Origin of the sequence: Pseudomonas sp. (genome assembly GCF_017744435.1) — a bacterium.
Classification (GTDB): Bacteria; Pseudomonadota; Gammaproteobacteria; order Pseudomonadales; family Pseudomonadaceae; genus Aquipseudomonas.
In genome coordinates, this window is record NZ_JAGIBG010000001.1 from 361,505 (window position 1) to 382,455 (window position 20,951).

Annotated in this window: 18 protein-coding genes; 7 read left to right on the forward strand and 11 right to left on the reverse strand. The window is 63.0% G+C overall.

From position 1 onward, the window contains the following. Complete coding sequence (locus tag J7573_RS01785; protein ID WP_294324814.1) at window positions 1-759, reverse strand: TSUP family transporter; 759 nt, start codon at window positions 757-759, stop codon at window positions 1-3. Between the two features lie 99 nt (window positions 760-858). Here J7573_RS01785 and J7573_RS01790 point away from each other — a divergent pair, with 99 nt between their 5' ends. Further along, entirely contained in the window at window positions 859-1,779 is a 921-nt protein-coding gene (locus tag J7573_RS01790) for a LysR family transcriptional regulator (RefSeq protein WP_294324815.1), read from the forward strand. Between the two features lie 116 nt (window positions 1,780-1,895). On the opposite strand, the gene J7573_RS01795 is transcribed toward J7573_RS01790, so the two are convergent. Beyond that, window positions 1,896-2,090 carry a hypothetical protein gene (locus J7573_RS01795; RefSeq protein WP_294324816.1) on the reverse strand — a complete coding sequence of 65 codons (195 nt, stop codon included), beginning with the start codon at window positions 2,088-2,090 and terminating at the stop codon, window positions 1,896-1,898. A gap of 451 nt (window positions 2,091-2,541) precedes the next feature. On the opposite strand from J7573_RS01795, the gene J7573_RS01800 reads away from it, so the two are divergent. The 3 genes from J7573_RS01800 to J7573_RS01810 all read left to right on the forward strand — a co-directional run bounded on the left by J7573_RS01800 (window position 2,542) and on the right by J7573_RS01810 (window position 6,316). After that, complete coding sequence (locus J7573_RS01800; protein WP_294324817.1) at window positions 2,542-3,117, forward strand: cysteine hydrolase family protein; 576 nt, start codon at window positions 2,542-2,544, stop codon at window positions 3,115-3,117. Window positions 3,118-3,231: 114 nt separating this feature from the next. Continuing rightward, entirely contained in the window at window positions 3,232-4,278 is a 1,047-nt protein-coding gene (locus tag J7573_RS01805) for an alpha/beta hydrolase (RefSeq protein ID WP_294324818.1), read from the forward strand. A gap of 124 nt (window positions 4,279-4,402) precedes the next feature. After that, window positions 4,403-6,316: a tyrosine-protein phosphatase gene (locus J7573_RS01810; protein WP_294324819.1), complete on the forward strand. Its 1,914-nt coding sequence runs from the start codon at window positions 4,403-4,405 to the stop codon at window positions 6,314-6,316. A gap of 31 nt (window positions 6,317-6,347) precedes the next feature. Here J7573_RS01810 and J7573_RS01815 read toward each other — a convergent pair whose 3' ends face one another. The 3 genes from J7573_RS01815 to J7573_RS01825 form a co-directional block, all read right to left on the reverse strand. Then, a complete protein-coding gene (locus J7573_RS01815; protein ID WP_294324820.1) occupies window positions 6,348-7,316 on the reverse strand; it encodes an AraC family transcriptional regulator in 969 nt (322 codons plus the stop codon). Window positions 7,317-7,404: 88 nt separating this feature from the next. After that, window positions 7,405-9,102, reverse strand: a complete 1,698-nt coding sequence (gene acpA / locus J7573_RS01820) for an acid phosphatase (protein ID WP_294324821.1) — start codon at window positions 9,100-9,102, stop codon at window positions 7,405-7,407. Between the two features lie 72 nt (window positions 9,103-9,174). After that, on the reverse strand, window positions 9,175-10,410 hold the full coding sequence (locus J7573_RS01825; RefSeq protein ID WP_294324822.1) for an aromatic ring-hydroxylating dioxygenase subunit alpha: 1,236 nt from the start codon (window positions 10,408-10,410) through the stop codon (window positions 9,175-9,177). Between the two features lie 336 nt (window positions 10,411-10,746). Here J7573_RS01825 and J7573_RS01830 point away from each other — a divergent pair, with 336 nt between their 5' ends. The 3 genes from J7573_RS01830 to J7573_RS01840 all read left to right on the forward strand — a co-directional run bounded on the left by J7573_RS01830 (window position 10,747) and on the right by J7573_RS01840 (window position 14,309). Next, complete coding sequence (locus J7573_RS01830) at window positions 10,747-11,760, forward strand: GlxA family transcriptional regulator (RefSeq protein ID WP_294324823.1); 1,014 nt, start codon at window positions 10,747-10,749, stop codon at window positions 11,758-11,760. Window positions 11,761-11,903: 143 nt separating this feature from the next. Continuing rightward, on the forward strand, window positions 11,904-13,232 hold the full coding sequence (locus J7573_RS01835) for an MFS transporter (protein WP_294324824.1): 1,329 nt from the start codon (window positions 11,904-11,906) through the stop codon (window positions 13,230-13,232). Between the two features lie 168 nt (window positions 13,233-13,400). After that, window positions 13,401-14,309 carry a DUF2167 domain-containing protein gene (locus tag J7573_RS01840; protein WP_294324825.1) on the forward strand — a complete coding sequence of 303 codons (909 nt, stop codon included), beginning with the start codon at window positions 13,401-13,403 and terminating at the stop codon, window positions 14,307-14,309. Window positions 14,310-14,311: 2 nt separating this feature from the next. Here the strand turns inward: J7573_RS01840 and J7573_RS01845 are convergent, their stop codons facing one another. From J7573_RS01845 to J7573_RS01870, 6 genes are all read right to left on the reverse strand, one after another. Beyond that, window positions 14,312-15,028, reverse strand: a complete 717-nt coding sequence (locus J7573_RS01845; RefSeq protein WP_294324826.1) for a glycosyltransferase family 25 protein — start codon at window positions 15,026-15,028, stop codon at window positions 14,312-14,314. Between the two features lie 24 nt (window positions 15,029-15,052). Further along, window positions 15,053-16,426: an oligosaccharide flippase family protein gene (locus J7573_RS01850; protein ID WP_294324827.1), complete on the reverse strand. Its 1,374-nt coding sequence runs from the start codon at window positions 16,424-16,426 to the stop codon at window positions 15,053-15,055. A gap of 153 nt (window positions 16,427-16,579) precedes the next feature. Further along, window positions 16,580-17,839 carry an MFS transporter gene (locus tag J7573_RS01855; protein ID WP_294324828.1) on the reverse strand — a complete coding sequence of 420 codons (1,260 nt, stop codon included), beginning with the start codon at window positions 17,837-17,839 and terminating at the stop codon, window positions 16,580-16,582. 30 nt (window positions 17,840-17,869) lie between these two features. After that, the gene (locus J7573_RS01860) at window positions 17,870-18,922 is read right to left on the reverse strand and encodes a TIM barrel protein (protein ID WP_294324829.1); all 1,053 of its coding nucleotides are present in this window, start codon (window positions 18,920-18,922) and stop codon (window positions 17,870-17,872) included. A 119-nt stretch (window positions 18,923-19,041) separates the two neighbouring features. After that, a complete protein-coding gene (locus tag J7573_RS01865; RefSeq protein WP_294324830.1) occupies window positions 19,042-20,538 on the reverse strand; it encodes a PLP-dependent aminotransferase family protein in 1,497 nt (498 codons plus the stop codon). Window positions 20,539-20,596: 58 nt separating this feature from the next. Beyond that, window positions 20,597-20,863: a DUF3077 domain-containing protein gene (locus J7573_RS01870; RefSeq protein ID WP_294324831.1), complete on the reverse strand. Its 267-nt coding sequence runs from the start codon at window positions 20,861-20,863 to the stop codon at window positions 20,597-20,599. Window positions 20,864-20,951: the final 88 nt, after the last annotated feature.

The following is a 20,951-nucleotide window of genomic DNA, read 5'->3' on the forward strand; positions in this document are numbered from 1 at the left end:
TCAGGCCAACAGGTCCCAGGACAGTTTGGCGATCAGAACGCACAGCAGGATCAGGAACAGCCCACGCACGAACCCTGCGCCCTTGCGCACCGCCAGCCAGGTGCCGGTCAGGGCACCGAGGATATTGCACGCGGCCATCGGCAGGGCAATGGCGTAAAGCACATTGCCCGACGGCACGAAGAACACCAGAGCCGCCAGGTTGGTGGCGATGTTGACCACCTTCGCCGACGCCGAGGCATGCAGGAAGTCGAGGGCGAAGAAGCGGATGAACAGGAAGATCAGGAAGCTGCCGGTGCCTGGGCCGAACAAGCCGTCATAGAAGCCGATCGCCCCCCCGATCAGCACCGCCAGGCACTGCTCCCGGCGGCCGATCTTCGCCGGCTTGTGCAACGTGCCAAAGTCCTTCTTGCAGAAGGTGTAGATCGCCATCAGCACGATCAGCACCAGCACCGCCGGGCGCATCACGCTGGGCGGCACCAGCGAAACCGTGGCTGCCCCGGCGAACGACATGACAAAGGCGCTGAGCGCCGCTGGCACGATCAAGCCCCAGTCCAGGGTCACCTTGCGGATGAACGAGCGAGCCGCAAAGGCCGTGCCGCACACCGAAGCCAGCTTGTTGCTGCCCAGCAGCGACGCCGGCTGCGCAGTGGGCAACACGTTGAACAGCGCCGGGATCTGAATCAGCCCGCCACCGCCGACAGCGGCATCGATCAGGCCGGCAGCGAAAGCAAACAGGGAAAGTACGGCGATATCCATCATGGCGCGGTTCCAGGCAGTGAAAACAGACTGCAAGGCTAATCAAAGCGGCGCGCTTGTGTTGAAATGCCATATTGCGAAAACTGCAACAAGGAGCCCTCCATGGCGTTGGACATGCTGCGCGAAATCCAGGCGTTCGTCAGTGTTGCGCACAAGCGCAGCTTCGTCGCCGCCGCACGTGCCCTGGGCCGCTCGCCCAGCGCGGTAACCCGTGCGGTGCAAACCCTGGAAGACAACAGCGGGTGCAAGCTGCTCAACCGCAACGCCAACGCCGTGTCCCTCACCGAGGCCGGTGAGCGCCTGCTGCCCCACGCCGAACGCTTGCTGGATGTGCAACGCGACGCGGCCGATGAACTGGCCGCGCTCACCGGCAGCGCGCAAGGCTGGGTGCGCTTTGCTGCGCCGCAACTGCTTGGTGAACATGTTTTACCGGGCGTGCTGGCCAGCTTCAGCCAGCGCCACCCGCAAGTGACCCTCGACGTGCAGTACAGCGACGCGGCCCTCGACCCGCTGCACGGCAAGTTCGATTTCGTGGTCCGTGGCGCCTTTCCCCAGTCGAGCGAACTGATTGGTTATCCACTGTGGCGCTACCAGCGTCATCTATACGCCAGCCCGGCCTATGTCGCCCGCGTCGGCATGCCCGAGCGGCCCGAGCAGCTGGACAAGCACGCCCTGATCCTGCATACCGCGCCGCGCATCCTCAAAGCCTGGCACTTCTGCCGCGACGGCCAGATCACCAGCCTGCGCCCGCACCCACGCTTGCGCCTGGGCTCTGGCGATGCGGTGTACCACAGCACCCTGGCGGGTGCCGGCATCGCACGCCTGGCCGACTGGGTGGCAGAAGCACAGGTGAAGGCTGGACGCCTGGTGCGGGTGTGCGCGGATTACCGGCTGACCTCAAGCACCGGCCAGGACCCACAGATGCACGCGGTGTACCCCTCCGGCGAGCTGCCGGCCCGGGTGCGCGAGTTGCTGCTGGCCTTGCGCCAGGCGGGTGAAGCCGCCTCTGAACGGGCCGGCTGAACGCTGTTCAAATTCTGCTCAATTTAACAGAGCCCGCAATTTGCCTGGCCTACAGAACTTTATCCACAGACCTACCCACGTTTTTTGTGGACAGATTTCCCCGAGCAATGAAGGACTTATCGTACGCTCAGCAGCGCGACATTCGCCGCCTTGACCAGCTCGATCCATTCCTGCGCGCTGATCACCCCGGACTGCTCCAGGGACTCGGCACAGCGCAGCGCCTGATCGTATTGATCCTCTTCGAGGATACCTTTGCTGAGATAACGGCTACGCCACTCCAGCATGGCTGAAGTGCCCTTCTTGCATTCCATCTATGTACTGACTCCCAAGGCAAAAGACTGGGTTCGTTATATACGACCCATTATGACGCAGCGGGAGACTACACCAGGCTTTTACACTTGAGAACGACTTGCACCTACCACTAGTCCAGCGGTACAGCCGAGGAGATCTGCCAGAATCAGGCAGCAATCTGGCCCATCTAGCGAGATAGACGGGCCGGAGGGCATGAGGATGAATCAGCTTGGCGGAATGGTGCCGAGCAGACCGATCAGAATCGTCAATAGCAGAAAGCCACCCAGAAACAGCGCGAGCTTGCCCATCGGAACCTCTTCAGTGTGATAGCGGGGATGAAGAGCATTGTCGGCTTCAGACTGATACGGTTACAGATTCAGGTTCAATGAAAAAAAGCGGATCAGTTGCCGCGCCCGGACCAAAACCTGACACCTGTGCCAGGGTCAAACGCACTCAGACAAGGAGCTCTGCATGACCGCGCTCGCCACCAACGCCGCCCTGCTGCTGATCGACCTGCAAATCGGTATCCACCACCCACGCCTGGGCCGACGCAACAATCCCGAGGCCGAGTTGCGCATGAGCGAACTGCTGGCGGCATGGCGCCTGGGCGGGCGCCCGATCGTGCACGTACGGCACGTTTCCCGCTCGCCCGCTTCGGTGTTCTGGCCAGGCCAGGCGGGCTGCGATTTCCAGCCGGCCTTCACGCCACTGGCCAGTGAAACCGTGTTCGACAAGCATGTGCCGGACGCCTTCGCCAACTCGGGGCTGGAGCGTTGGCTGCACAATCGCGGTATCCGCGAGCTGGTGATCGCGGGTGTGATCACCAACAATTCGGTGGAATCCACGGCGCGCTCGGCAGGCAATCTCGGTTTCACCGTGGTGGTGGTGGCAGACGCCTGCTTCACCTTCGACCAGCATGACCTGCAAGGCCGGCTCTGGCGTGCCGAGGATGTGCATGCCATGTCATTGAGCAACCTGGCACTCGATTACGCACAAATTCTGGACAGCGCAGACGTGTGCACCTGTATCTCAATGTGTACAAACTGAGACCGGATACACAAGAACGCTCTGCGCAGCCGCATTGGACACATCCTCGATACAGCGATGGTCTTGAATGACTTGCATCCAACAGCGCCGATGGCCTAGCCAAGGAGACGCCCCATGCAAGCTCGCCACGTACCCGCCGCACCGACCACACCACGCCGTTTCAGCCGTTCCATCCTGTTTGCCTGCGCCCTGCTGCCACTGGCCCTTGCGGCCGCCGGCACCACACACGCAGCGCAGGCACAACCCGCCGTCAACACCAGCGACGCTTTCGGCCCGCTGAAACACATCAAGGCTGGTGTCCTCGATGTCGCCTACGTCGAGCAAGGCCCGGCCGACGGGCCGGTGGTGATCCTGCTGCACGGCTGGCCCTATGACATCCACAGCTTCCAGGACGTCGCCCCCGCACTCGCCGCCAAGGGCTATCGGGTACTGGTGCCCTACTTGCGCGGCTATGGCGAAACGCGCTTCCTGTCGCCTGACACGCCACGCAACGGCCAACCTTCGGCGCTGGCCAGCGACGTGATCGCCTTCATGGATGCACTGCAGGTCAAGCACGCCGTGCTGGCCGGCTTCGACTGGGGCGCGCGCACTGCCGATATCGTGGCGGCCCTGTGGCCCGAGCGGGTCAAGGCGCTGGTCTCGGTCAGCGGTTACCTGATCAGCAGCCAGGAAGCTGCCAAGGCGCCACTGCCGCCCAGTGCGGAGCTGCAGTGGTGGTACCAGTACTACTTCGCCACCGAACGCGGCCAGGCCGGCTACGAGAAGAACCGCCACGATTTTGCCAAGCTGATCTGGCAGACCGCATCACCCAAGTGGGGCTTCGACAATGCCACCTTCGAGCGCAGCGCCAAGGCGCTGGACAACCCGGACCAAGTCGCCATTACCGTGCACAACTACCGCTGGCGCCTGGGCCTGGCCCAGGGCGAAACCCAGTACGACCCACTGGAAGCCAGGCTGGCCAAACTGCCCAGCATCGGTGTGCCAACCATTACTCTCGAAGGTGACGCCAACGGCGCGCCGCACCCGCCGGCCGAGGCCTATGCGCAGCGCTTCAGCGGCAAGTACGAGTACCGGCTGATCACTGGCGGTGTTGGCCACAACCTGCCACAAGAGGCTCCGCAGGCATTCGCCAAAGCGGTGGTGGATGCCGATCACCTCTGAGACGAAAAACGCACGCAGCAGACAGAACGCGCAGCCATTTGCGCTACGCGGCGACTTGTAATATCCAGTTTCATTTTTCCCATGGACAGTAGTCGGCCCAACGAACCTGATCGAGGCTACTTCCGTGTTGCAACGTCTGTTCTGTTCCGTGTCCCTGCTCACCCTGGCCATTTCCGCTGCCCATGCCGCCGACGCGCTCGACACACCGCGCCTGGCCGGCATGGACAACTTCCGCGACATCGCCGGCACCACCAGCGCTTACACCACCCGCCATGATGGCGTGATGCGCGCCGGGGTGTTCTACCGCTCCAATGCCCTGACCCCGACCGCGGCCGATCTCGCCATCCTCAACGGTCTGGGCATCAGCGATGTCTTTGACCTGCGCACGCCCAGCGAAATCGCCGGCACGCCCGACACCCTGCCGGCCGGCGCCAGCTACACCAATATCGACATCATCGGCAGCACCACCTCGGGCGCGAACATCACCACCGTCACCTTCACCAGCGCGGCCCAGGCGCGGGCGATGATGCAGGAAACCAACCGCGCCTTCGTCAGCGATGCCGGCATGCGCGGGCAGTTCAGCGTGCTGTTCAACGAACTGGCCAGCGCCGACGGCGCCGCAGTGTTCCACTGCACCGCCGGCAAGGACCGCACCGGCTGGACCGCCGCCGTGCTGCTGAGCATCGCCGGCGTCGACGACGCGACCATCATGAGCAACTACCTGGCCACCAACGACTACACCGCCGCCCGCATCAAGGCGACGCTGGCGGCGATGCCGGCAAGCATGGCCGCAATCTACGCGCCGCTGATTGGCGTCGAAGCCAGCTACCTGCAAGCGGGCCTCGATGAGGTCACCGCCGAATACGGCAGCATGGACAACTACCTGAAGCAGGGCCTGGGGCTGTCGCAAGAAACCATCTACGTGCTGCGCGGCAAGATGGTCCGCTACGGCACGCTGCCGGGCGAAGCCAGCCTGCTGGGCAACGCTGCTGCCGGTGCGCAGCTGCTGGGTCAGTTGCAGGACACGGCGCTGTCGGGCAGCTACACCGCCTACAACTACTACCTGCAATCGGCCATCGACGCCGGCACGCTGGGTGGCGTCGAGTCGACCGTGGGTGGCCAGGTGCATGCCGATGCTGCCAGCTTCCTCCTGCGCCAAGGGGCGATGATCGACCGAGCGGCCGCACCCTTTGCCGATGGCAGCGACCTCAAGGTCGGCCAGTCACGCCTGTGGAGCACCGCGCTGGCGGGTTACCTGGGCACCGATGGCTCGTCCCACGCGGCCAGCAGCAACGAACACAGCCAGGGCCTGATGATCGGCATGACCCAACGCTTCTCCGAAGCGCTCAGCGCCCATGCCGGCTTCGGCTACAGCAATGGCAATGTCGGGGGCGCCGGTGGCGAGGCGGACACCGACCTGACCTTCCTCAGCCTGGGGGCGCGCTTCGCGCCGAATGGCCTGGAACACGGCCTGTTCATCGACGCCGATGCCAGCGCCGGCTGGCTCGACTATTCGAGCAAGCGCGAGCTCGGTGGCGGCCTGGGCACAGCCAAGGGCGACAGCCACGGCACCCTGGCCGGCGGCAGCCTGGCGCTGGGCTATCGCCTGCCCACTGGCGCCATGGTGCTGGAGCCAAGCCTCGGGCTGCGGGTCAGCCGCGTTGACCTGAACGGTTTCACCGAGAAAGGCAGCGAGCTGGCCTTGCAGGTGGATGACCTGAAAGAAACCCGTCGCGCCGCCGTGGCCAACCTCAAGGCTTCCTTCGCGCCGGTCGCCATGGGCAGTTGGCAGCTGGTGCCGGGGGTCGAGGTGGGTTACGAGCATGTGCTGGGCGACCATGAGGTCGACAGCGAGGGCCATCTGCTGGGGCTGGATATCGAGCAGCGGGCGACCTTCGATAATCGCGACCAGTTCGTGGGTGGCGTGAACCTGATGGCCAACCTTGGGGCGCTGAGCGTGGGGGCCGAAGTGGCAGCCATGGGCGGCGGGGACAGCCATGGGGTCAGTGGCAGCCTCAAGGCCAGCTACGCGTTCTGATACTTGAATGGGGCCACGTTGTGGCCCCCGACTACCGGCGCCGAATCAAAGCCGGACTGACGCCAAAGGCTTGCTGGAAGTACTGGGTAAATCGCCCGGCATTGCTGAAGCCATGGCGCAAGGCAACCTCCGCCACCGACCCGCCCTCTCCGCGAGCCAGCATTTCACGCGCCTGCTCCAGCCGTACCTGGCGCTGATAGCCGACAATCGAAGTCCCGGTAAAGCGCCGGAAACCATCCTGCAGCGCCCGCAAGCTGACATTGGCCCTCCCGGCCAGCTCGCTGCCACTGACCTGCCTCTCGGGGTGCTCGCGCAGATAAGCCATGGCCGCTTTCACATGCCGCGGTGCAATCGCCGGCACTGGGCTGCGCAACGCCTCGCTGTAGTTGTGCGGCCAGGTTTCCAGCAGCGCGTCGACCAGCATCTCCTGCAAGCGTACAGGCATCAGCAGGCCGGTGTTGATCAGCTGGTCGAACTCGGTCCCGGTTGCCAGTTCGAGCAAGGCCCGGATCCCTTGAAACGCCGGGTTGCCCAGGTCGACCCGGGGCGCAAAGCGAATCGGCGCAGCCAAGGGTTTTTCGAGCAGGGTCGAAAGTCGCTCGGCGAACGCTGCACGGCGGATCGACATGCCACACTGGGCGTGCCCCTCGGTGATGCGCACCGAGCGGATGTCGAGCTTGTCCACCGCCAGGCCGACCTGGGCACCACCGATCGACTCACCACGGTGGTCGAAGATGATCTTGCCCGCAGTGGGCAGTACAAAGGTGATTTCGTCCTGCGGCGCCGGCAGGACGATGGTGAAGTCGCCCTGGTACTGCATGCGCCGCACGCTCATGCCCTCGAAGCGGCCGTAAACGCCACCGATGGCGATACCTTCGCCCAGCGGCGGGATGCCGGCATACAGGTTGCCGTAGAGCTGCGTGAACAAGGCAGCGAACTCGTCGCTGCGTATGTCGCTGGAGCGGAGCATGAACTGCTTGCGGATCGTGCCGGGATTCACCGAGTCGCACACCTTGTGCCACGAAAAGAGACCCGCATACTAGCAGCTACGCGTGACAGGCAAGTGACGCCCCTGCCGATCGCCCGCGTCAGCCAAGGTCCAGGGCGTTGCTCAGGTCACCCAGCAATACCTGCCCGCGCGCCGCCATGGCCTGGTCCCTCGCCTGCAGCCCTTCAAGCGGCTCCAGGTCGAACACCCGGGTGATCAGGCGCAGGATCGAGGTGGTGTCGTAGACCGTGTGATCCACCGTGCCCTTGCGGGCAAACGGCGAAACCACCAGCGCCGGGACCCGCGACCCCGGCCCGAAGCGGTCGCCCTTGGGCGGGGCGACGTGGTCCCACCAGCCGCCGTTCTCGTCGACGGTGATCACCACCACCATGTTCGTCCACTGCGGGCTTTCCATCAGGGTCTTGACGATGCGCTCGATGTGCCGGTCGCCCGAGGCCACATCGGCGTAGCCGGCATGCAGGTTGAGGTTGCCCTGGGGCTTGTAGAAGGTCACCGCCGGCAAGCGCCCGGCGGCCGCGTCGGCGAGGAAGCGGTTGGTACTCGGGTCTTCGCCGAGCCCGCCGTCGCGCAGGCGCTTGCGACGTTCCTCGGGGTGCTCCGGGCCCTGCTGCGCAAAGTAGTTGAACGGCTGGTGGTGGTACTGAAAGTTGGGGATCTTGGGGATGCTGCCAGAATCCTTGTACTCATCCAGCGTGGCCTGCCAGCCGCCGGCGTACCAGGCCCAGTCGACATTGCGCCTGGCCAGCTTGTCGCCGATGTGTTCGTGGGTCTGCGGCACCAGCACGTTGGGCAGGTCGGGCTTGGCATAGTCCGGGCGTGCCGGGTCACGTATCCAGGTCGGCCAGTACGGCGGGGCCAGGGTGTTGACCGCATGGCCATCCGGGGTAATGGCACTGGGGCCGAACTGCGGCGGGCCGTCGTGGGCCTTGTTCGGCGAGCCGGCCAGGGGCTTGAGGCGGATGTCCAGCGGGTCGTCGCTCTGGAGCTGGGCGATCTGGCTGTGTGCAGGCGAGCTGGCGGCATTCGGGTAGAACGGCGCGCGCCCGGCGACCAGGTACTGATGGTTGAGGAACGAGCCACCAAAAGCGGCCTGGAAGAAGTTGTCGCACAGCACGAACTGCCGGGCCAGGTCCCACAAGCGCAGGTTGTAGCGGGTCTGCGGGTAGTAGCCCATGGTCAGCCCGCCGGCATCGGACCAGGCGGCAAAGCCATCATTCTTGCCGCCATTGATCTGCATCTGATTCTGGTAGAACACATGCCACAGGTCGCGGGTCACCAGGCCCAGCGGCAGGTCTTCGCCCTTGGGGCCCTTGAGGGCGAACGGCGCGTTGGGCAGCTCGGCCTGGAATGCGAGGTCTTTTTCGTAGGTGACGCCGTCGACGGTCTGGGGGCCGACCTGCAACGTGCCGCCGAAGGTCGGTGGCAGGGTATCGAACAGAACACCGTCACGATCACGCTGGGCGTAGGCGTCCTTGCTCAGCTGGGCAAGCGGGCTCTGCAGCCCGGGGAAATCGGCGAACAGGTTGTTGAAGCTGCGGTTCTCGGCGTAGATCACCACAACGGTCTTGACCTTGTCGCGCAGTGCTCGGTCCAGCGCGGCGCCGGTAGGCTGCGGCCGGACAGTGGCGGCCGGACTGCCGTCGGCAGGGCTGCAACCCGCCAGGCTGGCACCGGCGCCCAACAGCGCCAGGCCACCCAGGAAGCCGCGGCGCGTAGGGCCGCTGGAGGGTTGTTCGTCGTGCTCCGCTACCGTGTCCTGACCGGGTGTCTCGTGCATCGCCTGCTCCGCAACTTGTGACAATTTGTGTCAAAGCAGGCTAGCGAGGGGTCGTGACAGTCTTGTGTCATTTCATCCTACCGACTTCAGCTGCGGCCGCCCTTCCAGGCGCTCAAGCATGGTCTCGCAGTACCAGTCATCGAATTGGCAAACACCATTCTCGGCATGCTCGGAGAATGGGCCAGGCTCGTAGCTCGGCGAGGAAACGCCAGCATGGGTGCCTTCGACCAGGCGACGATCCTGATCGTTGGTGGCCAGCCAGACCTTGGTCAGGCGATCAAGATCGTAATCGACGCCTTCCACCGCAGATTCCGGCACCAGCCATTTGGTGGTCACCAGCGTCTCGCCCGGCCCGATCGGCAGCACACGGAAACTCAATGCGTGGTCGCCCAAGAAGTGATTCCAGGTCGAGGGGTAGTTGAAGTACAGCAATGCACCGATGTCTGGCTCACCGCTCTTGTCCAGCCGGCCGGCAACGGCCGGCTTGCCATCCATGGTGTAGCTGACCGCACCGGCAGACAGCGGAATGCGTGTCATGCGGAAGCGCCCCAGCGGGTCCATGTTCAGCCGGCTGGGCATGCCAGCGGCTTCACAGCGGTCCCAGTGCGCCACCAGCTCTGGGTCGTCATCGCCGCCCACGCCGGCAACCGACAGGTTCTCGACAAAGGAATTGAGCAACTCTGGGTGGGTACCGTCGCAGTGGTAGCACTCACGGTTGTTCTCGAAGACCAGTTTCCAGTTGCCCTTCTCGATCAGGTTCGACTCGAAGGCGACCTTGCAGTTTTCCAGGAAGTGCGGCGCGATGAAGGGGCTGACGGCGGCGCGGAAGCTGGAGAAATCCGGGGCCTTTTCCGCGACGCAAACATAGATGTAGGTGTGCACGACCTCGATATGCACGGGCTTCAGGCCGTAGTTCGATTTATCGAAGTCGGCGCCCATGTTGCCGGCATAGATCAGGTTGCCATCGAGCTCGAACGTCCATTTGTGGTACGGGCACACCAGCTTGGCGACCTTGCCACTGGCGTGCTCGCACACCTTGGCGCCGCGATGGCGGCAGGCGTTGTGGAACGCGCGCACCTCGCCATCCTTGCCGCGCACGATGGCCACTGGGTAATCGCCGATCTGCAGGGTGAAATACTGCCCAGCCTTTGGAATCTCGAAGGTATGCCCGGCGAACACCCAATCCTTGTGCCAGATCTGCGCGAGATCCTGCCGATAGACCTCAGGATCGAGATAGAGCTCACGCGGCAACACATGGCGAGGCTTGCGCTGCTTGATCAGGCCAATCACGGATTCATTGCTGTTCATTATTATCCTCCGGACACTGCAAAGAACTGTAACTTCAATCACTGCTTCGCATATTACGCCGCACTGAAAAAAGTACACCGGCACTAAAATTACCTTACGCATAACTTAAATTCATGCGAGAAAACAAGCTGTTTGACGCTGGACAATCGACCACCCACGACATTATGTTACGCAGCCATAACAAGGGGTTATCAAGAAAAGCCTGGAAAAGTCGTTAGACCAGCGCCGCGAACCACCCCTATATTAATGCGCACATTGATGGCAACTTCCGCCCTCTATAAGCATCGACATTAAATGAGTTGCCCAAGCATTGAGCCTGGGTTACTGGGTGCCGCCATGAAAACAATTACAAGAGCATTCAGCCGTACCTTCGTCGACCGTAACCTGGGCTTCATCTCCCACGAGCGGATCGAGCGAAAGACCTCCAGGGTAGGTTTTCTCCTGCTCGAGAATTTCTCGTTACCCTGCTTCACCCAGGCACTGGATGTACTGGTCACCGCCAATCTGCTGGCGCCGGGTGCAGTGCGCGTGCACACGTTCAGCCATGACCACCGCGAAGTCATGAGCGACCTGGGCATCCCGATCAGGCCCGACACGCCGTTGACCGACATTCGCCTGTCCGACCTCGACCTGTTGGTCATCTGTGGCGGCTTGCGTGCCGCCAGAACCGCACCGAACTGGTTGTCGACCTTGCTGAAGAAGATCGCCAGAATGCCAATCGCCCTCGGCGGGCTGTGGAACGGTGCCTGGTACCTGGGCACCGCAGGCCTGCTGGATGGCTACCGTTGCGCGATCCACGCCGAACAGCGCACGGCCCTGGCCGAACGGGCCCCGCATGCCAACGTGACCCATGAACCCCTGGTGTTCGACCGCAATCGCATGACGTGCGCCACGCCCAATGGCGCCTTCGAGATGATGATGCGCTGGCTCGCATGCGGTTCCGGCCCCCAGCTTGCCGATGCCGTACTGGATACGCTGGATGCCGACCAGAGCAAATACCGCAGCGTCCAGAAGCCGCAACAGCCCAAGGTGAGCCAGGTACTGCGGGAGGTCATCGCGCTGATGGAGGCGAACATCGAAGAGCCACTGAGCCCGTATCAACTTGCCCAGGTCGTCGGCCTGTCGATACGGCAGATCCAGCGGCTGTTCAAGGATCAGCTGAACACCACGCCGCAGAAATACTACTTCCAGCTCAGAATCACCGAAGCACGCCGCCTGATACAAAACTCCAAGGCCTCGATCTTCGATGTTTCGCTGGCGTGCGGTTTCGTTTCGTGCACGCATTTCAGCCGATCCTACAGCGCTTTTTTCGGGCACCCGCCGTCGAAAGAAATCAGGTATGAAACCTGACCAGGTCAAGGACAGGCCTCGTTGCACAACAACCCTAACAACAACTATCGCCCTCTGAATTTATTGAGCGAGTTCCGCCGCGAAGTTAATGGTTCGCGGCATTGCGCTGCCCAACTTCAAAAGCCTTGCATCAGGATATAAAAATGACACGTCCTAATCTTTCAGTAGAAGATGTACCGCTCAACAACTTCCACCGGCTACTCACCCTGCGCTCGGGCGGCGGTTCGTTTGTCGACGGTTATGTGCTCAGTATCATCGGCGTGGCCCTGGCACACCTCAGCGCTTCACTGTCCCTGAGCACCTTCTGGGAAGGCCTGATTGCGGCCTCGGCCTTGATCGGGATCTTCTTCGGCGGCTTCCTCGGCGGCTGGCTGACCGATCGCCTGGGCCGCAAGCGCTTGTTCTTTGTCGGCCCTGCCCTGTTCATGCTCGCCTCCCTCGCTCAGTTCTGGGCTGATTCTGCTGAAGCGATCTTTGCTCTGCGCCTGATCATCGGCATTGCCGTGGGTATCGAGTACCCGGTCGCCACTTCGCTGCTGGTGGAGTTCATGCCCAGGAAATATCGCGGCCCGCGCCTGGCGATGCTGACGATCCTCTGGTTCGCCGGCGCAGCCGCGGCCTATATCGTCGGTGAACTGGTGCTGCGCAGCGGCGGCGATGACGCCTGGCGCTGGGTGCTGGCCAGCTCGGCCAGCATCGGCCTGGCCCTGTTCCTGGTGCGCATCGGCACCCCGGAATCGCCACGCTGGCTGCTGGGCAAAGGCCGCGATGCCGAGGCAGAGCAGGTCATCAAGCGCGTCTACGGCGATGATTTTTCCCTGAACAACCTTCCGGAAGAGAGCCCGAACTACAAGGTCAACGTATGGAGCCTGATCTATTCGGGCTATGCCAAGCGCATGCTGTTCGTCATCGTCTTCTGGACCTGCTGCATCATCCCGCTGTTCGCCGTATACGCCTTCGCGCCCAAGGTGCTTGGAGCGATGAACGTGAAAGGCGACAGCGCCGCCATCGGCTCGGTGCTGATCACTTTGTTCTTCGTGCTCGGCTGCATCATCGCCACCCGCCTGATCAACACCCTCGGGCGGCGCAACCTGCTGCTGTACAGCTTCAGCGTGTCCGGCCTGGCGCTGCTCTGCCTGGGAGCATTCAACAATGGCGCGGGCATCTGGGTGCTGGTGTTCTTCGCCCTCTATGCCCTGTTCATCGGTGGCGCCCAGGTGCTGACGCTGGTCTATCCGAACGAAATCTTCCCGACCGAGATCCGTGCATTCGCGGTGGGCGTGGGCACTTCGGTCTCGCGCATTGGCGCCGCGGTGGGCACCTACCTGGTGCCGATTTCGCTGGACACACTCGGCATCGCCCAGACGATGTATGTGGCCGCCGCCATCACCTTCTTCGGCTTGCTGCTGTCGTGGCTGCTGGCGCCGGAGACACGTTCACTGAACCTTCAACAGGCTGCGGCGCTGGGCTGAATGGAATCGATGCACGCCTAGGCTCCGTACGAAAAGAGAAGTCGCAACCACCCCATGGAACGGCCGCGCTGGCAACGCAATTCAGGCACGGACATGAGATTCTGGCGATTGACCAGTACTTTCAGTTATCCTGCGCGGCCAAATTAATTCAAATTGTAAGGGATTACGATGAAACACCTGCGCCAGCTGTTGGCGGCAGTGTTGCTCTGCGCAACCACTTTGCCCGCCATTGCCGCCAGCACTCCCGCGTCCGCGCCAACCGCCAGCGAACAACCACAACTGACCGCCGAACAGTGGCTGGCCACGCTCAAGCCACAGCACGGCAACATTACCCTGCCCAGCGGCATCGCCAGCCTGCAACTCAACAACGAGTTCTACTACCTGTCACCGGACGACACCGAGCGCCTGCTGACCGAAGGCTGGGGCAACCCACCGGGCTTCAAGACCCTCGGCATGATCATCCCGACCGCCGTCAATCCACTGGCGGACAACGGCTGGGGCGTGATCATCAGCTACAAGAACGACGGCCATATTTCCGACGATGACGCAGCCAAGATCGACTACGCCGACCTGCTCGAGCAGATGAAGGCCGATGACGAGGAAGACAACAAGCAGCGTCGCCAGGAAGGCTATGCCGGCCTGACCCTGTTGGGCTGGGCCGAGCCACCGAGCTACGACCAGGCGACCCACAAGATGTACTGGGCGCGAGAGTTGAAGGCCGAAGACGCCGACCAGACCACGCTGAACTACAGCATCCGCGTGCTGGGCCGCGAAGGCGTGCTGGAGCTCAACGCCGTGGCGGCGATGGCCGACCTGCAGACCATCAAGCAGGAAACGCCGAAGATCCTCGCCTTCACCAACTTCACCGACGGCAACCGCTACGCCGACTACGACGCCAAGACCGACAAGCTGGCGCCGTATGGACTGGCCGCCCTGGTCGCCGGTGGCATTGCCGCCAAGGCGGGCCTGTTCGCCAAGATCGGTGTTGCCTTGCTGGCGTTCAAGAAGTTCATCGTCCTGGGCCTGGTGGCCATCGCCGGCTTCTTCGGCAAGCTGTTCAAGCGCAAGCGAGCCTGATTCTATCGGGTTCGCCTGAGCTTTTCTGCCTTCAAGCGCCGGTAGAGGGCCATCACCGGCCGCAGCATGGCCAGCCGATCAAATATCGACAGGGCATGCAGGTCGGTGCGCGAAGGCCTTTGGTAACCCAGGTTCCAGGTGAAGTAGTAGGCCTGGATGTTCTTGTCGGTGTGGATCAGGGTGTTGAGGGCCGCGTCATAGTGCATCGGCCCACCGTCGGGATGCCCTGGCGGGCGCTGCAGAATCTGCGCAAGAAAGTCCCGCAACTTGCCCACGCTCTTGCCGTTCACCGCATAGAAGTGCGACAGGTGGATGGGGCGATCAACCGGCGCCCAGCCGGGGGTATCGGAATTGCCCTCGCAGGAATGGCCAAGGTAGGCAATGTCCCAGTCCATGCCTTGCAGGGACTCGATGGCCTTCTTGCCAAACGGGCCAATGCGCCGGGAAAACTGGATGTCGTCTTCCATGATGAGGATGTTGTCCACATTCAGGCGCACGGCTTCTTCCAGTATCTGCATATGGCTCATGAAGCAGCCCCGGGCGCCAATGCTCGGGAAGCCCTGCTGGTCGGTGGGTGTCACGGCAGGGAAAAAGCCGATCTTTTCGTCATCGATGTGGAAGCCGTTGCGGGCGAACTCGGCTTCGGTTTCTTCGCGGCGGTCCGTTCTGGACGGGATATTGATGATTCGGGTCCGATCAAAAAAGTCGATCACATTCATCGCTCAGGTCCTTGGTACAGCCGATCAGAAGGCGAACAGGTGGCTGATGAGCTGGCCACACAGGGCACCGAACACCATCACGGGCAGCACCACCAGCTCGCGCTTGATACTCAGCATCCCCAGTTGGTGGCTGACCTTGAAGATCAGGAACAGCGTGAAGAAGGTATGCAGGGCCACTCCCCACAGCGCGTAGGTCACCCCGCCAATGGCCAGCAGCAACGGCATCAGGGTGAACAGCGCCACCACCCGGATGATGTTGTCCATGGCCATGTACTTGGTCAGCCCAAGGGCCATCCAGATCTGTTGCGTCAGGCCGTAGCGCAAGGTGAACAGCGACAACGACAGAATCGCCATCATCTGCCCGGCGTCCTGATACCGGGCGTCATACAGCCAATGGATGATCAGCGGGCTGGCGGTGAACAGGAAGCCGCAGGTGAACAGGGTCAGCACATCGAAGATCAGCCTGAAGCGAAAATACAGGTGGCGCAGGCGATCCATGTCACCGGTCCTGGCCGCCTCGCTGAAGGCCGGCAAGGCCACTGCCCCGGCCAGCCGCTGCAGGCTGAGCTGGAAGGCAGCCAGAATGCCCACGGCAATCGAATACACGCCCAGCTGCGCCACGGTCATGCTGCCGCCGAACCAGATCCGGTCACCTTGCATGGCCAGCACGCCAACGGCGGAAGACAGGAACACCCAACGGCCGTAGTTGACGATTTCGCGCAAGGCTGCCGGATCCCACTGCGGGCGGTCTTTATGCCCGGGGAAGATCAGGTGGCTGAGCACCGTGGTGACCAGGGTGGAGACCAGGCCTGCCGCCACCAGCGCCCAGATGGAACGGAAGACGTAACCGATCGCCAGCATCACCACCAGGCCGGCGATTTGCGAAACCAGCTCGACCAGCACCACTTTCTTCTGCTGGAAGGTGCGGATGGCCACATCGATCTTGGTCGACTGGAAGGCGAAGATGATCGCGAAAAAGCCGGTGACAGCCAGTATCCCGGGCAACTGAGGGTCCGCGTAGGTGGAATGCATCGGCCACATTTCGAAGTGCTGGGAAATCCACGACGCCAGCGCCACCAGCTGCATCACCACAAACAGCCCCAGGCCGCGAATGATCTGCAGCGACCAGATGGTATTGAGGAACAGCGGCTCGTCGCCGCGCGGGCTTTGAATGATGTTCTGCCGCAGCCCTACATCGGACAGCAACAGCAGCAACACCGAAACCGTGGTGGCAATGGCCATGAGGCCGAACATTTCCGGCAGCAGCAAACGGGTGATGATCAGGTTGCCACCCAATCGGATGACCTGGGAGGCGACGATGGAGCCGATATTCAGCGCCCCAGCCAACAACACGCGTTTGCGAAGACTTTGCGAGGACGACAGATCGATCGTAGACATGGCACCCACTGACCCGTTTTTTTAGACGTTACTATAGTCTCAATCTGCCATGCTGCTATTGCGTCGGTGCCGATACCGACAATATTGCGCTGGGCCAAGTCACGGCAAAACCGGTTGCGCAGCACAGTGGCCACGCAACCGGCAATCGCTTGATCAGGCGAGCGCTTCTGCCACCACCGCCTGGCGATGGCGCCTGACCCTGCGCTGCAACAGGCTGGACACCACCACGCCCACCACCGCCAGCACGCTCATCAGGCTGAACACGTAGGTGTAGCCCTGCTCGCCAGGGTAGTGATCGAGCAGCGCGCCGTAAATGACATAGGCGAACATGCCCGGCGCATAACCGATCAGGCAGCCAATGCCGAACGCCGAGCCGGTGATGCGCGAGGGAATGCCCACTTCACTCATCGGCGCCCAGAACACCCCGCGCATGGTGAACACCACCAGGGCGAAGGACAGCGTCGCCGCCAGGCCCGCGTAGATGTAGCTCTCGCCTCGGGGAATGCTGAGAATGATCAGCATCAGCGGCAGCAAGGCAACGAACGCCCACTTGAGGTAGCGGCTCGAACTCTTCAGCTGTTTGTCGGCGATGAAGCCGCCTGCCGGGCCACCCAGCACCTTGAGGAAGTACTGGTTGATGATGCCGTAGGCGCCCACCAGTGCCACTGGCAGGTGATACATGTCCTTCAGGAAGGGGATGAAGTAGGTCAGGCCGCAATACACGATGTAGACCATGAACACGTTCAGGCTCACCAGCCAGATCCCTGGCATACGCACCGCCTCCAGCAACCCCGACAGGCCGATGGGTTCGCGGGGAGCATTGGCCTGGCGGGTGTCCTTGAGCAGGAACAGCGCCAGTACGCCAACGCCGATGTCGATCAGCGCATAGAACGCGATGGCCGCCTTGAGCCCGGCAGCACCGGAGCCCAGGGCAACGAACACGCCGAGCGCGGAAAACGCCACCAAGGTGTCCACCGCACCCCGCCCGCCTTCGAGCAGGCCGAACATGCGGCTTTGCTCCTGGTCGTTGCCCAGGTTGCGGATGGCCTTGAGCAAGGCCGGCCAGAAGATGCAGTCGGCGCACACCGCCAGCAGGCCAAAGATGATGAGCAACTGGTTATAGCCCGGGAAGCTCGCCAGATACAGGCCCAGCCCCCCGATGCTCACCAGCCCCAGAGGGATGAGCTTGCGCGTCTCGAAGCGGTCGGCCAGAAAGCCGCCCAGCACGAACAACGCGGTGGCGACGATGGCGTTGACGCTCAGCAACGTGCCGATCTGGGTATGGCTCAGCCCCATGTGCTCCTGCATCGGGATATAGAAGGCGTCCTTGAGGCTGGACAGTTTGTAGATGGTCCCGCCGCCCAGGACGAGGATCAGAAAGCGCAGCCACTTGGCTTTGACCGATGCTGTCATTGTTGTTCTCCACGGTTTCCGGGTTAAGGGTCAGGCCAGGGTCAGTTCCGCCAGCAGGCGGATCTCGGCCAGCAACTCACGCACGTAACGCACCTGGTCATTGGCCCAGCGGTGCTCGTCAGCCAGCATCTGCTCCAGGCTGTAGCCCGGTGGCAACGGGGTTTCGCTCATCTCGCGGTAGGCGATGAAGGGGTCGGCGCCCTCGCCCACCTGGCGGAACGCCGGGGCGATGTAGTGGTTTTCCTGCTCGAGGATGAATGCCACCACCTGCGGCGCGGGCTCACCCAGCAGCAACAGCTCCAGCAACATGCGCGGGCCGGGCAACTGGTCCTCGGCCCTGCCCTGCAGCACGCCGTAGTGGCCAAAGCCGTTGGCCTCGGGCACCACGCGCACGCCCTTGAGGTGCACCTGGCGGATGAACGGCGCCAGGTTGGCCAGTGCCGGCAAGGGCTGCTCGCAGGCATTGATCATGTTGCCGAAGTCGAACAGTGCGTTGAGCCGCGGGTGCCCTACCCGGCGCAGCAAGCTGGCGATCTCTTCGCTCTTGAGTTCTTCGTGTTGCTCGAAGTCGAAGTTGAGGTCGTGCTCATCGGCCAGGCGCGCCAGTCGATGCAGGTCGTCTTCGATGATGCCCATCACCCGCGACAGATGGCCCTCGTAACGCGAGTAGACGCGGATGTTGCGGCTGCCGATGGCGTGCGCAATGGCGACGGCCTGGTCGACGTCTTCGGGCAGCGTGCTGCTGATTTCCAGGTGCACGTCCAGCCCGAGGGCCCTAGCTTTGTCGGCGAATGCCGCCAGGCGCTCGGCGGGCATGCGCGACAGGCTGTTGTGCTCGCCGTCGAGCAGGTGCAGCGAAAGGCCGTCGAGGGCATGCCGGTAGGCAAAGTCGAGCATGTCTTCGGGGCAGATTCGTCCGTGGGTGAGGTTGGTCAGCAGCGGGTAACCGTGGGCGAACAAGCGCAGGCTGTCCAGGCGTGGCAGCAAGCGGCGGGCAAGGTCGGGCGTGAGCAGCACGGGCGCGCAGTCGGCCTGCGCGTTGTGGCCCATGAGGCCGGCAAAACGGGATTGGATAGGCGTCATTATTGTCATTGTCCTCAGAGCGAGGCCGGGGTAGCCCGGCGCTGCTGTTATCGCTCTGAAATGGCCTTATCCATAGAGCCATTATCTTTTTGTTCGTATAGCCATTTTGGCAGCGCAGTTCAGACCCGCATGCCCAACGCCCCCAGTGCCTGCGCCAGCTCGCGCACCCGCTGGGCAGCCTGCTCGACCGGCGTGGCGGCAAAGCCCAGCAGCAGCCCGGGCGGCAGGTAGCGCTGGAGGCAGTAGTCACTCAGCGCATAGGTGTAGACCTGATGGTTGCCGAGGTTGCGCGCCAGGGCGTCGTCGTCCACCGCCTCGGACAGCCAGCCGATCAGGTGCAGCCCCGCCTCCACCGGTGCCACTGAGAGAAAGCCCGCCAACTCACGGTGCAACGCCTCCACCAGGCTGGCCTGGCGCTCCTGGTAGAGCGCGCGCATGTGGCGGATGTGGCCGAGGAAATGGCCATTGAGCATGAAGTCGGCAGTGGTCGCCTGGTGCAACGTGGACGGGCTGCGGTCCATCACCGCGCGGATCGCGCAGAACGGCTCCAGCAAGGCCTCCGGCAAGATCACATAGCCCAGGCGCAACGACGGGTAGAGCACCTTGCTGAAGGTGCCGACGTAGATCACCCGCTGCCCCGGAGCCATCGCGTACAGCGCCGGCAGTGGCCGCCCCACGTAGCGGAACTCGCTGTCGCAGTCGTCCTCGATGATCCAGCCCTGGCTGCGCGCGGCCCAGTCGATCAGCTCCTGGCGCCGTGAATAGCTCATGGTGATGCCCAGTGGATGCTGGCGCGAAGGCGTGGTGAAGGCCAGGCGTGCGTCCGGGCACTCGCGCACCCCCTGCCGCACGTCCAGCCCTTGCGCGTCGATGCGCAGCGGCACCAGCTGGCAACCCAGTGCCTGGAAGGCAATGCGTGCGGAGATGTGCCCGGGGTCTTCCATCCATACCCGGTCACCGGGGTTGAGCAACAGCATGCCGAGCAGGTTGAAGGCCTGCTGGGCGCCGGAGGTGATCACCACCTGCTCCGGGCTGCACTCGATGCCGCGGGCATCGAACACGTACTCGGCAATCGCCTCGCGCAAACGCTGCAGGCCTTTGAGCTCACCGTAGCCCAGTTGTGCCTTGTCCGGTTTGCGCAGGTGGCGGTTCATCAGGCGCTTCCACACCGGCATCGGGAAGGCATCGTAGGCCGGGTGGCTGGGCAGCAGGGACACCGGGCGCTGGGCATCCCAGCCGCTGTAGGAGATACCGCTGAAATGCTCGCTGCGCAACGAATGCACGGCCTGGCTCAGGCTCGACAGGCGTGGCGGCTTGCTTGGGGCATCGGTTTGCGCGACCCGGCCCTGCCACTCGTTGCCCACATAGGTACCGGCCCCGGTGCGCGAAGCCAGGAAGCCCTCGGCGGTGAGCAGGTCGAAGGCGTTGAGCAAGGTAATCCGGGACAGCCCCAGTTCCTTGCACAAGGTACGGGTGGACGGCAGGCGAGTGCCACCGGCCAAGCGGCCAGCGAGGATCTGCTTGCGCAGTTGCAGGTAGAGCTGACGGTAGAGCGGGACCTGGCTGTCGCGGTCAAGTTCGACGCCGCTGAGCAGCATGCCACCGGGGGTTTTCATGGAGGTACAGGTCCTGAGAGTCGGGGGAATCGAGGTCGATGCAGAGCATGTAGGCAATTCAGCCTGATGTCATGCCCAACTCCGCATCATCCATCAACGCCTTGGCCATCGCGCTCAGGTAGTGCGAAGCCCAGATCAGCATCGGTTTCTCGTCCATCAGCCCGAGGATGGTCAGTTCCCGCACGTAGCCCATGAGTTCCGAGGCCTGTTCACGGGCATCCTGGCAAGGAATGCCGGGTTCGATGCGGAACAGTGGGTGGGTCTGGTTTTCACCTTGGAAGAAGGTGGTCTTGCCGACGGTGCATCGGAGGTTGACTGTGGTCATTGTGTAAATCTCCCTGAAATCTCTATTGCCTGGTCTGGCCTCTTCGCGGGCACGCCCGCTCCCACATGGATGCGCGATCCCCTGTGGG

Bases quoted from the DNA above. Each gene is read 5' to 3' on its own strand.
- J7573_RS01825 (WP_294324822.1), bottom strand. From the start codon at position 10,410: ATGAACAGCAATGAATCCGTGATTGGCCTGATCAAGCAGCGCAAGCCT.
- J7573_RS01800 (WP_294324817.1), top strand. From the start codon at position 2,542: ATGACCGCGCTCGCCACCAACGCCGCCCTGCTGCTGATCGACCTGCAA.
- J7573_RS01860 (WP_294324829.1), bottom strand. From the start codon at position 18,922: ATGACGCCTATCCAATCCCGTTTTGCCGGCCTCATGGGCCACAACGCG.
- J7573_RS01850 (WP_294324827.1), bottom strand. From the start codon at position 16,426: ATGTCTACGATCGATCTGTCGTCCTCGCAAAGTCTTCGCAAACGCGTG.
- J7573_RS01830 (WP_294324823.1), top strand. From the start codon at position 10,747: ATGAAAACAATTACAAGAGCATTCAGCCGTACCTTCGTCGACCGTAAC.
- J7573_RS01840 (WP_294324825.1), top strand. From the start codon at position 13,401: ATGAAACACCTGCGCCAGCTGTTGGCGGCAGTGTTGCTCTGCGCAACC.
- J7573_RS01790 (WP_294324815.1), top strand. From the start codon at position 859: ATGGCGTTGGACATGCTGCGCGAAATCCAGGCGTTCGTCAGTGTTGCG.
- J7573_RS01865 (WP_294324830.1), bottom strand. From the start codon at position 20,538: ATGAAAACCCCCGGTGGCATGCTGCTCAGCGGCGTCGAACTTGACCGC.
- J7573_RS01870 (WP_294324831.1), bottom strand. From the start codon at position 20,863: ATGACCACAGTCAACCTCCGATGCACCGTCGGCAAGACCACCTTCTTC.
- J7573_RS01835 (WP_294324824.1), top strand. From the start codon at position 11,904: ATGACACGTCCTAATCTTTCAGTAGAAGATGTACCGCTCAACAACTTC.
- acpA (WP_294324821.1), bottom strand. From the start codon at position 9,102: ATGCACGAGACACCCGGTCAGGACACGGTAGCGGAGCACGACGAACAA.
- J7573_RS01795 (WP_294324816.1), bottom strand. From the start codon at position 2,090: ATGGAATGCAAGAAGGGCACTTCAGCCATGCTGGAGTGGCGTAGCCGT.
- J7573_RS01785 (WP_294324814.1), bottom strand. From the start codon at position 759: ATGATGGATATCGCCGTACTTTCCCTGTTTGCTTTCGCTGCCGGCCTG.
- J7573_RS01805 (WP_294324818.1), top strand. From the start codon at position 3,232: ATGCAAGCTCGCCACGTACCCGCCGCACCGACCACACCACGCCGTTTC.
- J7573_RS01855 (WP_294324828.1), bottom strand. From the start codon at position 17,839: ATGACAGCATCGGTCAAAGCCAAGTGGCTGCGCTTTCTGATCCTCGTC.
- J7573_RS01845 (WP_294324826.1), bottom strand. From the start codon at position 15,028: ATGAATGTGATCGACTTTTTTGATCGGACCCGAATCATCAATATCCCG.